Source organism: Aldersonia kunmingensis (assembly GCF_001646865.1).
GTDB classification, from domain to species: Bacteria; Actinomycetota; Actinomycetes; order Mycobacteriales; family Mycobacteriaceae; genus Aldersonia; species Aldersonia kunmingensis.
The window spans coordinates 1-14,987 of sequence record NZ_LRRB01000208.1 but is presented as its reverse complement, the minus strand read 5'-3'; the positions used below and the strand labels follow the sequence as shown (position 1 = coordinate 14,987).

At 66.3% G+C, this 14,987-nt stretch carries 16 protein-coding genes; 10 read left to right on the top strand and 6 right to left on the bottom strand.

Annotation, left to right across the window (positions count from 1 at the left end):
- Nucleotides 1-792: NlpC/P60 family protein (locus A8G08_RS16500; RefSeq protein ID WP_169823322.1), on the top strand; the 792-nt coding region annotated here is incomplete at its 5' end.
- Nucleotides 793-807: 15 nt separating this feature from the next.
- Here the strand turns inward: A8G08_RS16500 and A8G08_RS16495 are convergent.
- The 3 genes from A8G08_RS16495 to A8G08_RS16485 all read right to left on the bottom strand — a co-directional run bounded on the left by A8G08_RS16495 (nt 808) and on the right by A8G08_RS16485 (nt 4,045).
- Nucleotides 808-2,010, bottom strand: coding sequence for a DUF4389 domain-containing protein (locus A8G08_RS16495; protein WP_281182160.1), 1,203 nt, complete (start codon nt 2,008-2,010; stop codon nt 808-810).
- A 35-nt stretch (nt 2,011-2,045) separates the two neighbouring features.
- Nucleotides 2,046-2,642 carry a class F sortase gene (locus A8G08_RS16490; RefSeq protein ID WP_084436377.1) on the bottom strand — a complete coding sequence of 199 codons (597 nt, stop codon included), beginning with the start codon at nt 2,640-2,642 and terminating at the stop codon, nt 2,046-2,048.
- Between the two features lie 65 nt (nt 2,643-2,707).
- Nucleotides 2,708-4,045: a hypothetical protein gene (locus tag A8G08_RS16485; RefSeq protein WP_157108616.1), complete on the bottom strand. Its 1,338-nt coding sequence runs from the start codon at nt 4,043-4,045 to the stop codon at nt 2,708-2,710.
- A gap of 379 nt (nt 4,046-4,424) precedes the next feature.
- Between A8G08_RS16485 and A8G08_RS16480 the strand changes: the two genes are divergently transcribed.
- From A8G08_RS16480 to inhA, 5 genes are read left to right on the top strand one after another with little or no spacing between them, the layout of a single operon-like run.
- Nucleotides 4,425-5,627: an AAA family ATPase gene (locus tag A8G08_RS16480; protein ID WP_084436375.1), complete on the top strand. Its 1,203-nt coding sequence runs from the start codon at nt 4,425-4,427 to the stop codon at nt 5,625-5,627.
- Nucleotides 5,624-6,571 carry a DUF58 domain-containing protein gene (locus tag A8G08_RS16475; RefSeq protein WP_068276289.1) on the top strand — a complete coding sequence of 316 codons (948 nt, stop codon included), beginning with the start codon at nt 5,624-5,626 and terminating at the stop codon, nt 6,569-6,571. Before A8G08_RS16480 ends, A8G08_RS16475 begins: the two co-directional genes overlap by 4 nt.
- Nucleotides 6,568-7,563, top strand: coding sequence for a VWA domain-containing protein (locus A8G08_RS16470; protein WP_068276286.1), 996 nt, complete (start codon nt 6,568-6,570; stop codon nt 7,561-7,563). Before A8G08_RS16475 ends, A8G08_RS16470 begins: the two co-directional genes overlap by 4 nt.
- A gap of 43 nt (nt 7,564-7,606) precedes the next feature.
- Entirely contained in the window at nt 7,607-8,323 is a 717-nt protein-coding gene (gene fabG1, locus A8G08_RS16465; protein ID WP_068276283.1) for a 3-oxoacyl-ACP reductase FabG1, read from the top strand.
- A 50-nt stretch (nt 8,324-8,373) separates the two neighbouring features.
- Nucleotides 8,374-9,207: an NADH-dependent enoyl-ACP reductase InhA gene (gene inhA / locus A8G08_RS16460; RefSeq protein ID WP_068276280.1), complete on the top strand. Its 834-nt coding sequence runs from the start codon at nt 8,374-8,376 to the stop codon at nt 9,205-9,207.
- A gap of 66 nt (nt 9,208-9,273) precedes the next feature.
- Here the strand turns inward: inhA and A8G08_RS27215 are convergent, their stop codons facing one another.
- Entirely contained in the window at nt 9,274-9,438 is a 165-nt protein-coding gene (locus A8G08_RS27215) for a hypothetical protein (RefSeq protein ID WP_157108615.1), read from the bottom strand.
- Between the two features lie 259 nt (nt 9,439-9,697).
- On the bottom strand, nt 9,698-10,237 hold the full coding sequence (locus tag A8G08_RS16455; RefSeq protein ID WP_157108614.1) for an LppP/LprE family lipoprotein: 540 nt from the start codon (nt 10,235-10,237) through the stop codon (nt 9,698-9,700).
- Nucleotides 10,238-10,405: 168 nt separating this feature from the next.
- Between A8G08_RS16455 and A8G08_RS16450 the strand changes: the two genes are divergently transcribed.
- Nucleotides 10,406-11,437, top strand: coding sequence for a ferrochelatase (locus A8G08_RS16450; RefSeq protein ID WP_068276277.1), 1,032 nt, complete (start codon nt 10,406-10,408; stop codon nt 11,435-11,437).
- Nucleotides 11,438-11,444: 7 nt separating this feature from the next.
- On the opposite strand, the gene A8G08_RS16445 is transcribed toward A8G08_RS16450, so the two are convergent.
- The gene (locus A8G08_RS16445) at nt 11,445-12,236 is read right to left on the bottom strand and encodes a hypothetical protein (RefSeq protein WP_068276274.1); all 792 of its coding nucleotides are present in this window, start codon (nt 12,234-12,236) and stop codon (nt 11,445-11,447) included.
- A gap of 67 nt (nt 12,237-12,303) precedes the next feature.
- On the opposite strand from A8G08_RS16445, the gene A8G08_RS16440 reads away from it, so the two are divergent.
- The 3 genes from A8G08_RS16440 to A8G08_RS28055 all read left to right on the top strand — a co-directional run.
- On the top strand, nt 12,304-13,134 hold the full coding sequence (locus A8G08_RS16440; protein ID WP_068276271.1) for a DUF3097 domain-containing protein: 831 nt from the start codon (nt 12,304-12,306) through the stop codon (nt 13,132-13,134).
- 256 nt (nt 13,135-13,390) lie between these two features.
- Complete coding sequence (locus tag A8G08_RS16435) at nt 13,391-14,818, top strand: RNA-guided endonuclease InsQ/TnpB family protein (RefSeq protein ID WP_169823320.1); 1,428 nt, start codon at nt 13,391-13,393, stop codon at nt 14,816-14,818.
- Between the two features lie 71 nt (nt 14,819-14,889).
- Nucleotides 14,890-14,987 (top strand): NfeD family protein (locus tag A8G08_RS28055; protein ID WP_425394570.1); only part of this gene is annotated, 98 nt, incomplete at its 3' end.

Here is a 14,987-nt window from a genome sequence, read left to right as displayed (position 1 = left end):
ATCGTCGCAGCCCAATCCGCGCTGACGCAGCAGGCTGCACGCAAGTCCGAACTCGAAACCAATCGGGATACCGCGCAGGCCCAGCTAGTAGCGGCCCGTGCCGGTGTGTCCGGATTGCAAGGGCAGCGTGAGGTTTACGCGCAATGGGACGGTTTGCGCAAGGAAGAGGCTGCAACGCTCGCGGCCCTGACCGAGACCGCCAAGCAGATCGCGATCGCCGCAACGGCCCGTGTGGCGGCCGATCAGGCGGCCCGTGACCGTGCTGCCGCGTTGTCCGACGGTCAGCGTCCGCACACGACGCTCGACGAGGACTCGGATACCCCGCCGCCGCCCAAGCGGAAGAAACCGAAGCTTCCGTCGGTCGTCGGTCCGGCTGCCGTGGAGATCGTCGTGGATCGAGGCATGTCGCAACTCGGCGTCCCCTACGCATGGGGTGGCGGCGACGAGAACGGTCCCACCAAGGGCATCCGCGACGGTGGCGTCGCCGACGCGCACGGTGACTACAACAAGGTCGGCTTCGACTGCTCCGGGCTGATGATCTACGCGTTTGCCGGGATCGGAATGTCGTTGCCGCACTACAGCGGCTACCAATACACCTCAGGTGAACAGGTACCGACGGACGAGATGCGCCGCGGCGACATGATCTTCTGGGGCGCCAACGGCAGCCAGCATGTGGCGCTCTATCTGGGTGACGGGACCATGCTCGAGGCCCCGCAGTCCGGTGAGGTCGTGAAGGTGTCGCCCGTCCGTGAGGACGGCATGATGCCCTACGTGGTGCGACTCGTGTCCTGACTGCGGGAACTCGTCCTAACCGAGGCTGACGATCAGCCACTGCCCGTCTGCCTGCTTTTCCAGCAGCACTTCTTGGGCGAGCGTTGCGGAGCCGTTGGAAGCTGCGTAGATCTTCAATGATGCTTGGTTTCCGTTGATTTCGGCATCGCGGGCGGCGTACTTGATGTTGGCGATCTGATCGAACCTCGCTTGGGGTTGGCCGTCGTGGGTGAGATGGACTGCACCGGGGCAGCCGTCTGTGTGAGCCTGCGCTGCGAGCGACTGGGCAAGTGCGGGAGATAGTTTCGCGCAGGCAAGCTCGCCGTCGTCCGCGGCGACCGCTCGGTAGTAGTTGGATACCGCCGCGATCACTGCCCCTTGGTCGTCGGTCGCGACGACGCTGTCATCCTCCGTGTGATTCATGTCTGCGATCGCGAGCGACGCCGCCATCTGAACGCAATAGGCCGCAATGCCGAGCACCAGGATCGCCACCATGAGCGCACGGCCGCTTGGGGGCACGTGGATTCGGAATCCAGCGGGCACCGTGTCTTCGCTGGATCCCGCCGAGTGCTTATGCGGCGCTGGTGGGTCGCCGAAGATGCTCTTCGGATACTCGGGCGTCAGCAGGTAGTGGTAGGCCTGCGTCCGGAAAGTGACCCGCAGAATTGCGTTGGAGGCCTGGAAAATTGGGGCCGGCATACGTCCGAGCACCAGAACGATGATCCAGATGAACAGTCCGGCAACCGCCCAGCCCAGACCGAAAAGGGCGCTAAGAACGAGCATTGGCAAGGCAAGCAGCGTTCGGAACAGCACCGCCCAACGATTCAGTGGCGTGGGTTCCGGCAACACGGTCCGGACCGGATAGTCGTTGCCCTTCGGGCGGATTGGCGGGTACCTGTCCACCAGGAGATAGGCATAGCCGTTCACCCTGATGACGTAGCTGAGATACCAGCCCAAGAAACGACCACACCACGCGGGAAGGTGCCCGAGGATCAGTGCACACAGCCAGCCGAGCAACCGAACGATGCCGGCGACGATGCCCGCGAACGTCAGGACGACCAAATGCGGAAGTACGAGTATCAATCGCAGCAGGATCGTCCAACGGCGCTGCCGCTGTCCCGAATCGACCCCGAGCAGTGGGAGCTGAGCAGGGGGAGCGTCATGGATATTGTCGGCGGAGGCGTGTTGCGGGCGCTCGTGCGAGGTGGTGGGGATTGGGCTGTTCAAACTGTGCTCCATCGGACTCATGGGCTTTCGCGGTGATTGCTCCCGGATTAACCGGTTTGATCGGGTGCGCCAATGAGGGTTGTGTAGACGACGACGTTGGACAGGTAGCTGCGTGCCTGGCTGTCGAATGCGCCTCCGCAGGTGACGAGTTGCAGGTGGCTTCCGTCGTTGTTGGCGTAGACCTGCTCGGCGGGAAATTGCGTCTTTGGGTAGGTCGCGGTTTTGGTGACCGCGAATTCGGCGATGCTGCCGTCCTCGCGGGTTACTTCGATCCGGTCTCCTGGTCGTAGGTCGTGTAGGTGGTAGAAGACGGCGGGTCCTTGGTAGGAGTCGACGTGGCCGAGGATGACGGCGGAGCCGGGTTCTCCTGGTGTCGGTCCTTCTCGGTACCAGCCTGCTTGGGCGAAGTCGGTGGGGACCTCGACGGTCCCGTCGGCATTGAGCCCCAAGGTGATCAGCGGAATCGACAGGTTGATCGCGGGGACTCGCAGCGCTTGGGGTGGCGATGCCGCGAGCGGCGGAATCGGTTGCAACCCAACATTATCCGGAGCAATCGAGGCCACCGCTGCGTCGACCTGCGTTCCATCGGTCGGCGTCACCAGCCCGGCCGCGGCGAACAGGCCCGCTGCGACAAGACCTGTCATCACGAGAAGTCGTGTGACTCGTCTTGGCGAGCGGGACTTCGCCGCCGGCTGGGATGCGGGCACGCTCAGCCCAGCTCGGCGTTGCTGTTGCGGCGGGACAGAATGACCGCTGCGAGGCAAAGCAGGAGGAGGGCGAAGGCTGTCAACGGAACCGCGTTGTCGCGTGCCATCTGGGCTGCGCCGCCGGCACCTGTTTCCGGGTAGCCGCGAGGAATGACGTGGCTGGCCAGGTTCGCCACGAACCCGCCGATCCCTCCGCTCTCGTCGGCCTGCTCGGCATCGGCAACGGGCGACGTCACGGCGATGTCGCTGCCGCCACCACCGGCGGCGTCGCCACCGAGCGCACCCTCGCCATCAGCGATGAAGCCCCCGCCGCCCGAGCCGCTTCCCAGCAGGCCGAGGCCAAGAGCGCCGAGTCCGAGAAGCCCGGCGCCCGCCAGCGCGCTCCCGGTCCCGAGGAGGCCCAACCCGAGTGCCCCGCCGAGCCCAAGGTCGGCGCTGCCGGTGCCCAACGCACCGAGGTCGAGGTCGATCAATCCGCCAAGCGAACCACCGAGGTCGGTACCGAGCCCGAGGCCACCGCCGAGTCCAAGGCCGCCGCCGAGGCCTGCGCTGCCCCCGAGGCCGAGCAACACCGCGAGCGCGGCCGCGCTTCCGGCATTGATTTCGACGCCGGTGCCGAGTACTGAACTGCCGGTCCCGAGGCCCAGCAAGTTGCAGAGATCGGCGACGGTCCCAATGCCGAGCTCTGCACTGCCGCCAATGCCTGCGCTACCTGTGCCGAGCTCGAGCGACGTCCCGAGCGCTCCTCCGAGACCGAGTCCCGCGCCGCCGAGGACCCCGTCGATGCTGCCCGTGCCAAGTGCCCCCGCATCGATGTTCGCGCCGCCACCGATGTTGCTGGTGCCGCCGATTGCGCCGCCGAGGTTGCTGGTGCCGTCGATACCGGCGCCGAGGCCGCCGCCAAGGTTGCCGGTGCCGGTGGTACCGCCGCCAATGGTGCCGCCGCCGATTGTGCCGCCGCCGATTGCGCCACCAAGGTTGCCGGTGCCGGTGGTACCGCCGCCGATCCCGCCGCCGATCCCGCCGCCGAGGTTGCTGGTGCCGCCGAGGCCGCCCCCGAGGTTGCTGGTGCCGCCGAGGCCGCCGCCGGTGCCAGTGCCCGTGGGTGCAGAAGGCTGGGGCAGCGTGGGGGTCGGTACCTGAGGGACCGTGGGGATATCGGCCGACGCGATCGCGGCGTTCTGGGTGCCACCGAAAACGACGACTGCCGTGACGGTCGCGATGCCAACGGATAGCGCGGGCCGCCGATTGCAGGCGCGGTGAGCGCCTCCGGAACGGGCCGACCGTGTGGTCTCCTCGGTGGTGTTCGCACTCCGCTTCACTGCCGAATGACGGGTCATTTCGCGCAACCTTCCCCTCTGCCAGACGCCCGCCAGGATGTTTGCTGACGGGTAGCTATTGACTAGGGGATCGTGCAGGCGTGGAGATTTCGTTACAGCGACCGGGGAAAGCGATGAAAAATGTGGCACCCAACACGGATCGCTATCAAATTGCTAACGATTCGTACCCGTCCGCCGATCGGCGTCTGGATCTCCGCCGCTCCGTAGCCAACGGCACCGGACGGCCCGGTCATCAGAAGCGACGAAAGCTCCGAACCGTCGATGGCCGGGGACGTGACCCGCAAACCCGAAGGTAGGCGTTTGCGGCGTCTTTCGCGTAGACCTGGAATAGTTGCAGCGATACGCGAAATCGCGTTCAAGAACGAGCCGAAAGCGGGGATTGTCGGTGACCTCAACTGACCGCGTGGACGTTCCATCCGGAAACGTTCCCAACACGGGCGGAAGCCTGGCGCGCGACGTGCAAACCCTCGAGAAGGCCATCTACGAGGTAAAGCGCGTGATCGTCGGACAGGACCGGCTGGTCGAGCGGCTGCTCGTGGGTGTGCTCGCACGCGGACACGTGCTGCTCGAAGGCGTTCCCGGTATCGCCAAAACCCTTGCGGTGGAGACGTTCGCGAAGGTCGTCGGCGGCTCGTTTGCGCGCGTGCAGTTCACCCCGGACTTGGTACCCACCGACCTCATCGGCACCCGGATCTACCGGCAGGGCCGCGAGCAGTTCGACACCGAGCTCGGCCCGGTCGTGGCGAACTTCGTGCTCGCCGACGAGATCAACCGCGCACCCGCGAAGGTGCAGTCGGCGCTGCTGGAGGTGATGGCCGAGCGGCACGTGTCGATCGGCGGCAAGACCTACCCGATGCCCGATCCGTTCCTGGTCATGGCGACGCAGAACCCGATCGAGAGCGAAGGCGTGTACCCGCTGCCCGAGGCGCAGCGCGACCGCTTCCTGTTCAAGGTCGTGGTCGACTACCCCTCGGTCGAGGAAGAGCGCGAGATCGTCTACCGGATGGGTGTGACCCCGCCGGAGGCCAAGCAGATCCTCGGCCCCGAAGAGCTTGTGCGCCTTCAACAGGTGGCAAGCACCACGTTTGTTCACCACGCGCTCGTCGACTACGTCGTTCGGGTCATCGCCGCTACGCGCAAGCCGCGCGAGTTCGGTCTCGACGACGTCGCCGGCTGGGTGTCCTACGGCGCATCGCCGCGTGCCAGCCTCGGCATCATCGCCGCGTCCCGCGCGCTCGCGCTGATCCGTGGGCGTGACTACGTCGTCCCACAGGACGTGCTCGAGGTGATCCCGGACGTGCTGCGGCACCGGCTCGTGCTGTCCTACGACGCGCTCGCCGACGAGGTGTCCCCCGAGGACATCATCACCCGCGTGCTGCAGACGGTCGGTCTGCCGCAGGTTGCGGCCCAGGCCACTGCCCCGGCTCCGGCGGCCGGCCCGATGCCAGCGCCCGGTAGCGGGCCCGGTCAGGCGCCCCATCAGCCCGGACCGAACCAAGCGCCCACGCATCAGCCGGCGCCCCAGCATCAGCCGGCGCAGCAGTCCGCCCCGCATCCGAACGCGAACAGCACCCGGCAGTGACGGCTAATCCGCCGCCTTCTCTGAAGTCCGGTGAGCTCAGCGATCCCCGGCTGTCGGCTGCGCTGCGGACGCTCGAGCTCACCGTTCGGCGCCGTCTCGACGGCGTGCTGCACGGTGATCATCTCGGCCTGATCCCTGGCCCCGGCTCAGAGCCCGGCGACGCCCGTCTCTATCAGCCAGGTGACGATGTGCGGCAGATGGACTGGTCGGTTACCGCCAGGACCACGCATCCGCATGTGCGGCAGATGGTGGCCGACCGCGAGCTGGAGACGTGGATGGTGGCGGATCTGTCGGCGAGCCTGGACTTCGGCACCGCCGCGTGCGAGAAGCGTGACCTCGTCGTGGCCGCGGCGGCAGCGATCACCTTCCTCACCAGTGGCGGCGGCAACCGGATCGGTGCGGTCGTGGCGACCGGCGCCGACACGGTGCGAATCCCGGCGCGCAGCGGGCGGGTCCACGCGCAGGCAATGCTGCGCAAGATCGCGAGCACCCCGAAGGCGCCGGACGGCGTGCGTGGGGACCTGCGGGGCGCGATCGAATCGTTGCGTCGTCCGCAGCGCAAGCGCGGACTCGCGGTTGTGATCAGCGACTTCCTCGGCCCGATCGACTGGCAGCGCTCGTTGCGTGCGGTCTCGGCGCGGCATGACGTGCTCGCAGTGGAGGTGCTCGATCCTCGCGATCTCGAACTGCCCGACGTCGAGGATGTCGTTCTGCACGACCCGGAGACCGGCCGCACCCGAGAGTTCACCGTGACTCCGAAGCTGCGAGCCGATTTCGCGGAGGCCGCGCAGGCGCATCGCGACGAGGTCGAGCAGATGCTGCGTACCTGTGGCGCTCCGGTGATGACGTTGCGCACCGACCGGGACTGGATCACCGATGTGGTGCGCTTCGTATCCACCCGCCGCCACACGTTCGGAGCGGCGAGCAAGGCGCCGCGCCAGTGAGCATTTCGAAATTCGCGTCACCGTGGTGGTTGGTTTTCGCGCTGGTGGTGGTCGCGCTCGCCGTGACGTATTTGTATGCCCAGCGACGACGGCGCAGGCACCTTCTTCGATTCAGCAACCTCGAACTGCTGGAATCCGTTGCGCCCCAGCAGCCCGGCCGTCTGCGGCACGTGCCGATTGCGTTGATCCTCGTCGGTTTGCTGTTGTTCACTGTCGCACTCGCCGGTCCGACCAAGGACAAGAAGGTTCCGCGCAATCGGGCCACCGTGATCCTGGTGATCGACGTGTCGCTATCGATGGAGTCGACCGACGTGAAGCCGAGCCGTCTCGAAGCGGCACAGGAGGCCGGTAAGGCGTTCGCCGATGGACTCACGCCGGGAATCAACCTCGGCCTGGTGACCTTCGCTGGAACGGCCTCGGTGCTGGTGTCGCCGACCCCCAACCGCAACGAAACAAAGTCGGCAATCGATCAGATCAAGCTGAGCGAGCGGACCGCGACCGGCGAAGGCATCTTCACCGCGCTGCAGTCCATTCAGACGCTCGGCGCGGTCCTCGGCGGCGGCGAGGAACCGCCACCAGCCCGGATCGTGCTCCTGTCGGACGGCAAGCAGACGGTGCCGGAGAGCCCGGACGACCCGCGCGGCGGCTACACCGCGGCGCGCGAGGCGAAGAACCAGAACGTGCCGATCTCGACGATCTCGTTCGGTACCAGTTACGGCACCGTGGACATTCCCAACGAGTCGGGCGGCTCCGAGCGGGTGCCGGTGCCGGTCGACGACCCGTCGCTGCGCGAGATCGCGAATCTCTCCGGCGGCCAGTTCTTCACCGCTTCGAGCCTCGAAGAATTGACCAAGGTGTACGACACACTCGAAGAACAGATCGGGTACGAGACCACGCGCGGTGACGCGAGCCGTCCATGGCTCATTCTCGGCGTGGTGCTGACGACTGCCGGTCTCGCGACCGCGTTGGTCTATCGTCAGCGTCTACCTTGAGACCTCTCTCCGCGGAACCATTACGACCAGATAGGTTGAGCACATGTCTTCAACAACCGCCCGATCCGTACTCGTCACCGGCGGCAACCGTGGCATCGGACTAGCGGTCGCGCAGCGCCTTGCCGCAGACGGCCACAAGGTCGCCATCACGCACCGCGGCTCGGGTGCACCGGACGGCATCCTGGGCGTGAAGTGCGACGTCACCGACAACGCGTCGGTCGAGGCCGCCTTCAAGGAGATCGCGGAGAAGCACGGACCGGTCGAGGTGCTCGTCGCGAACGCCGGCATCACCGAAAACATGCTGCTCATGCGTCTTACCGAGGACCAGTTCTCTCGCGTGCTCGACGCCAACCTGACCGGCGCCTTCCGCTGCGCGAAGCAGGCCACCAAGGGCATGCAGCGTGCGAAGTGGGGCCGGATGATCTTCCTCGGCTCGGTCGTGGCGATGTCCGGTGTTCCGGGCCAGTCGAACTACGCCGCCTCGAAGGCCGGCCTGATCGGTTTGGCCCGCTCGATCGCGCGTGAGATCGGTTCGCGCAACATCACGGCCAACGTCGTCGCTCCCGGCTTCATCGACACGGACATGACCGCGGAGATGGAAGACAAGTACATCGAGATGGCCAAGTCGGCCATCCCGCTCGGTCGCACCGGCAAGCCCGAGGACGTCGCCGCCGTGATCAGCTTCCTCGCCTCCGACGAGGCCGGCTACATCTCCGGGGCCGTGATCCCCGTGGATGGCGGCATGGGCATGGGTCACTGAAAAGCGCCGGCCACTAGAACTTTCGACGACTGCAGGAGAAGCGACACAACATGGGCGGACTGCTCGAAGGCAAAACTGTACTGATCACCGGCATCATCACCGACTCCTCGATCGCGTTCCACGCGGCGGCATGCGCGCAGGAACAAGGCGCGAAGGTGATCATCACAGGCATCCCGGAGCGGTTGCGGTTGATCGATCGCATCGCCAAGCGGCTGCCGCAGGAGGTGCCGCCGGCCATTGGCCTCGACATCACCAACGAGGAAAACCTTTCGGAGCTTGCCGAGAAGATCCGTGAACTCGCTCCCGAGGGCGTCGACGGCGTGCTGCATTCGATCGCTATGGCGCCCAAGTCGCTGATGGGCCCGGACGCGCTGCCGTTCCTCGACGCCCCCGGCGCCGACGCCGCGAAATCGTTCGAGATCTCGGCGTGGAGCTACGCCTCGCTCGCCCGCGCCGTGCTGCCGGTGATGAATGAGGGCGGCTCGATCGTGGGCATGGACTTCGATCCGCGTACCGCGATGCCGTTCTACAACTGGATGGGTGTGGCCAAGGCGGCGCTCGAGTCCGTGAACCGGTACGTGGCACGAGAAGTGGGTGCCGCCAAGAAGATTCGCTCGAACCTGGTCGCTGCAGGCCCGATCAAGACGCTCGCGGCCAAGGCCATCGCCGGCACCGCGACCGACGACGCCAAGCAGCTCAACCAGCTCAACGAGTACTGGGACGGCGCCTCGCCGATCGGCTGGAACGTCGACGACCCGACCGTCGTGGCGAAGTCGATCGTCACGCTGCTGTCGGACTGGCTGCCCGGAACCACCGGATCGATCATCTACGTCGATGGCGGTGCCAGCCACAACACGTGGTTCCCCGACAATTTCATGGGCTGATAGGCCTGGAGTTCTGGTCGTGGTGGTAGGTGGGCAGGCGGTCGGTTCCCTGCCCACCTGATCGCGCTAAGGCCGGTAGAGGCAGTCGGCGTCGTAGCCGTCTCCATTGGTCACGTAGTCGGAGTCCCAGAGCACGCCATCGACGTAGAGCGAGCAACTGACCCAGGTCGCGTTGCCGATGTACGGGTCGATGCCGATGGTGCCTCCCGAGGTGTAGTAGTCCCACTCCACGGCATGGGTTTCGGGCGAGCAGACATATAGTGCAAGTAATCACACGTTCACTCAGTTATGGGTGTCCGTGTCCGTGTCCGCGCAGCGTTGCCTGACCGCCGCTCCGTCGTGCACAGGACGCTGAGTGTTGTTGTCCGCCAACCACAATGGTGCACGGTCCTAGCGGCCTTCCAGGCGAAATGCACAAACCTACCGCCGTTCCGGCGGAGCGGACGGCTGCGTTTGCCCGTGTTCGCCGGTTGCTTAACAGCTTTCGTGGCTAATTCGACGGCAGCGGATCGAGCCTGGTGGCGTGATCTCCCTGCCATTGGTAGCGCACGCTGTTGACCGCGGCGGGTGGGCAGGCGTTGCAGGCCCCCGGCGTCTTGTAGTTCAGGACGACGGTGTCGTCGGTCGTTCTGGCGGTATTCAGCGACGTAAAGCCGTAGGCCTTCGACGTCGCGGGCCCTACGTAGTTGCCCTGATGGAACAGGAGGGCCCTCCATGGGGAGCTTCCCGTCGCACCTTCCACGCTGATGAGGGCGACGGAGAGCGTCGCACACGGGTTGTAGTTGCCGTAGAACGTCGCGGGGTCGGTGCTCCATGCCCAGCCGTTCGCATACGGGGGCAGCTGCTTGACAGCGGCTGCAATTTGCGGAGCGGCCAGGTTCGTCCCGCACCCGCTAGGCGACCCCTGTGAGATTGCCTGGAATGGCGAGCCGAGTGCAGGGTTGGTAGCCGCGTTGCCGTACCCGGACCCAAACGCGGTCATTGCTAGCAGCGGCACGGCGGCCATGCCGCCGAGCAAGGATTTCTTCATTGAATGCCATCCTGTCGACCTCACAAATCCATCGCATGGGTCCGCGGAATTGTTACGGGCGGGTTAACACGGCCAGGTCGGCTCCCGAAAAACGCCGCGGACAACACGCGACGTCTGGTTGCCCGACCCGCCGGGCGGTTGCCGGTCGTTCCGGGACACAATGAACGAATGCCCACCGAAGCGCTTCTCGTGCTGTCGTTCGGCGGCCCGGAGCGCCCCGAAGACGTGATGCCGTTCCTGGAGAACGTCACCCGGGGCCGAGGCATCCCGCGCGCCCGGCTCGAAGCGGTCGCGCAGCACTACTACCACTTCGACGGAGTGTCACCGATCAACGCGCTCAACCGCGCGATCATCGCCGACGTCGAGCGGGAATTGGCCACGGCAGCAATCGAACTGCCGGTGTACTTCGGCAACCGCAATTGGCACCCGATGGCCGAGGACACCGTCGCGCAGATGAAGTCCGACGGGATCGATTCGGCCCTCGTGTTCGCCACCTCGGCGTGGGGCGGCTACTCGGGTTGCCGCCAGTATCACGAGGACATCGCGCGGGCTCGCGCCGCGGCAGGGGACGGTGCGCCCACCCTGACGCGGCTGCGTCAGTACTACGACCACCCGCTGATGATCGAGACGTTCGGCGATGCCATCCGAGCCGCGGTGGCGTCGTTGCCCGAATCGGACCGCGCCGGTGCCAGGCTTGTCTTCACCGCACATTCCGTCCCGATCGGTGCGGACGAGACCTCCGGGCCGCCCGCCGATGGTGGCCGGCTTTACAGCCGGCAGGTCGCCGAGGCGGCGCGCCTGAGCGCCGAGCGGGCAGGCTTCGCCGAGCACGATCTCGTGTGGCAGTCCCGCTCCGGCCCACCCTCGGTGCCGTGGTTGGAGCCCGATATCTGTGACCACCTCGACGCGTTGTCCGCGGATGGTGTTGGCGCGGTAGTGATTTGCCCGGTCGGCTTCGTATCCGATCACCTCGAGGTGGTGTGGGACCTGGACAACGAGGCGTCCGCGAAGGCCGCCGAACTCGGCATGAGTTTCGCGCGGGCAGCAACGCCGGGCACCGATCCGCGGTTCGCGCGCATGGTCGTCGAACTCGTCAACGAGGCTCGCGCGGGCGTTCCGGCCCGGCGGTTGGGCGCTGTGCCCGCTTACGGTGTCGGCACCGATGGAACGGCTTGCCGTCCCGGCTGTTGCGGAAGCTGATCGCCGTTCAGTCGTCGGTGGAATTCACGGCAGCGACACGGGCCGCGCGGATCGCCCGCCACAGCGGTCGCAATGCGTCCTCGTGCAGGCCCGCACCGGATGCCGACGCGGGCGCGTTCGCGGGCTGCTGCGCGGCAACGGTGAGGATTGCGGCAACACGATCCGCAGAATCGAGCACGCGGCGCGTCCTGATCGGCATGGACTCGGGATAGGTGTGCGAGGCCGACTTTCGCAGTTCGGCCTCTACCAGCGCGCGCGGATCTGCGCTGAGTCCGACCGCGACGCTGTGCAACGCCGACAGCGTGTCGGCGGCATCACGGACCGCTTCGCGCATGGCGTACTCGGCCTCACGCATCGACATGTCCGCGACAAGGTCGGGAATCGGTTCGCTGAACAGCGTCCACTTCACGGTGTCGGGATCGGGCTGGTTCGGGACCAGCCCGAGTCCCATAGCGCCGACAGTTCCGGCGAGCACGCCCTCGCCGGCGGCCATTGCGGCTGTCGCGAATGGGCTGCCGGGGGTGAGCCCGCGGACGTCCCCAGCGGCGGGCAACACCAGCCGTAGTCGCGCATCCGGTGCCGACGTTGCCTCGCGCACGGATTTCAGAAGCTCGGTCAGACCGGCGGCATTCCCCTCGGGCCACCCGATTCCAAGGCAGCCGGCGGTTACCGCGTCGGCCGCGCCAACTCGGTGCTGAGGCGCCCAGCCGTGCAATGCGTCGAGCACGTCGTCGGGCGCGCTTGCCCCGACGAGCCACGACGTGGCCCAGGCGGTGAGAGTCGCGCTCGGAGTGCACATACTGATCGAGGATAGGACGGCGTGGCGGGCCGCGCGCGGCGGCCCGGCTGGCCTACCGTCATCGCTCGTGACTGGGCAAGATCGCTATCGCGCCGACATTTTCGAGGGCCACTCCCGCACCCGCCGGAAGGCAGTGCCACGCGTCGAGGCGGCACGAGATCTCGTCGTGGAGGACGCCGAATCGGGATTCTGTGGGGCCGTGGTCGGGTACGACCGCAGTTACGACGGGGAGTTCGTCAAGCTCGAGGACAGACATGGGAAGGTGCGGCTGTTCGCGATGCGGGAGGCGGCCTTCCTCGTCGATGGCGTACCGGTCACGCTGGTACGTCCCGTGAGCAAACAGCCTGTGGCGCCCACCCGCTCCGCATCGGGGTCGACGAAGGTCGAGGGTCTGCGCGCCCGCGTCGCCCGGGCCAGCCGGATCTGGGTGGAGGGTGTTCACGACGCGGCGCTGGTGGAGCGCGTCTGGGGCCATGACCTGCGGGTCGAGGGCGTCGTCGTCGAGCATCTCGAAGGCCTCGACAATCTCGGTGCACGACTATCCGAATTCACTCCGGGATCGGGGCGCCGGGTCGGCGTGCTCGTGGACCACCTCGTGACCGGGTCCAAGGAGACCCAGCTGACAACCGGTCTCGGGCCCCACGTTCTGGTCACCGGGCACCCGTATATCGATGTGTGGCAGGCAGTTCGCCCACAAGCGGTTGGTATCTCGCAGTGGCCGGAGGTACCGCGCGGCGAGGACTGGAAGACGGGTATCTGCCGCCGGTTGGGCTGGGGCACACCGCAGCAGGGCTGGCGGCGAGTCTATGAATCGGTGAATTCGTTCCGCGATCTCGAGGCGCCGTTGATCGGTGCGGTGGAGCGGTTGGTCGATTTCGTCACCGAGCCGGGCGAATAGCTCGCGAACGCGGTAGATCGCGCAAATCATGGCTGCTGCTCGTGGTGCCGAACGAGACTCGAGCGTGTCGAACAGTGAGTGCGGTCGAGTTTCGGCGTGACAGGGTTAATTGGGTGAGGTAGAGGAATCCTTCGTGCGCGGCGAGCGAGTTTCGCAGTGGCGGTCGAGGCGGCGACAGTAGTTGATGCGCACTACCTCGAACATGGCGACTGTCAGCGGCGGGTGGTGTCGGTGGGGCGTGCGAGACTGCGCTGCGATGAGTAGGCACACCACATTTAGGTATTGTCTCGACCCGACGGTCGAGCAGCAGGCGGTGCTGTCTCGGCATATCGGGGCGGCCCGGTTCGCTTTCAACCAGTCGCTGCGGATGGTGAGGACCGCCCTCACTCACCGTAAGAACGATCCGGACATCGAAGTGCCCTGGACGGGGTTCGATCTGATCAACACGTTCAACGCGTGGAAGAAAACCGAGGACGCGGGCCGGGTGTTCACCGTCGACGCCGGTGGTGTCGCCGAGACAGTGGTGACCGGTCTGGCGTGGCGGAACCAGGTGTGTCAGCAGGTGTTCGAGGAAGCCGCCGTCGACTGCGGCAAGGCATTGAAGGCGTGGTCGGACTCGCGCTGCGGGAAACGGAAGGCTCGGCGCGTCGGGTTTCCCCGGTTCAAGCGCAAGACCGAGGCGGTGCCGTCGTTCCGGTTGCGCAACAAACATCACAAGAACGGGAAACCCGCGATCCGAATCGGCGAGGTGTGTGCGCGATCGGTGACGCTACCCGGCATCGGCACGATCGAGGTGCACGATGACACCCGCCGGCTGCGGCGGATGCTCGCCAACGACCGGGCGAAGATCCTGTTCGCCACCATTAGCCATCGCGCCGGACGCTGGTGGGTGGCACTGAATGTCGAGGCAGCCGACCTACACCCCGCCCACCGCTACCCATCCAGCGCTGATGGTGATCGCGGCGATTGGGTGGGTGTCGATCGTGGACTGTCGACGTTCCTGGTCGCCGCCACCGGCGACGGGCGTGAGATCGCCCGCGTCACTGACCCGCCGAAAGCGCTCGCCGCTGGGATGCGCAGGCAGCGCAGGCTGGCGAAATCGTTGTCCCGCAAACAGAAAGGATCCAGCAACCGCAAGCAAGCCGCCGCGAAACTGTGCCGCCATCACCACCACGTCGCGAACACGAGAAAGCATTTCCTGCACCAGGTGTCCAACGAACTGGTCAAGACCCACGACCGGATCGTCATCGAAGACCTGAATATCGCTGGGATGCTGCGCAACCACCACCTCGCCCGAGCCATCAGCGATGCTGGCTGGGCCGGGTTCGCCCGCATGCTCGGCTACAAGCATGCCTGGCGCGGCGGTGACCTCGCCATCGCCGACCGATGGTTCCCCTCAAGCAAGCTCTGCTCGTCATGCGGAGCAGTCGATGACCGACTCACCCTCGCCAGCCGGGTATATGCCTGCTCGTGCGGGTTGAGCATCGACCGCGACCTCAACGCTGCGGTTAACCTCGCCCACTGGGCGGACGAACAGGGAGACCGTGACCGATCCCCGGACCCCCAAGCAGGAGGCCGGGCCACCAACGCCCGCCGACAGGAACGCGCTGGCCGTCACCTCCGTGACGGTGAAACGGGCCTGAATGACGCGGGAACCGACGTCCACGCCGCACCCGCGGTCTGAACTGACGACGCCCGAGAAGGGCGGTGCCGACCAGCCCCCACGGCTGTTCGACACGCTTTAGAGTTGACTATGTGGCACCATTCGTTTGGCTTGTCGGGGGGATACTGCTGGCGGCTGCGGAGGCCCTGTCCGGCGACCTGTTTCTGATCATGCTCGCCGGCGGTGCGCT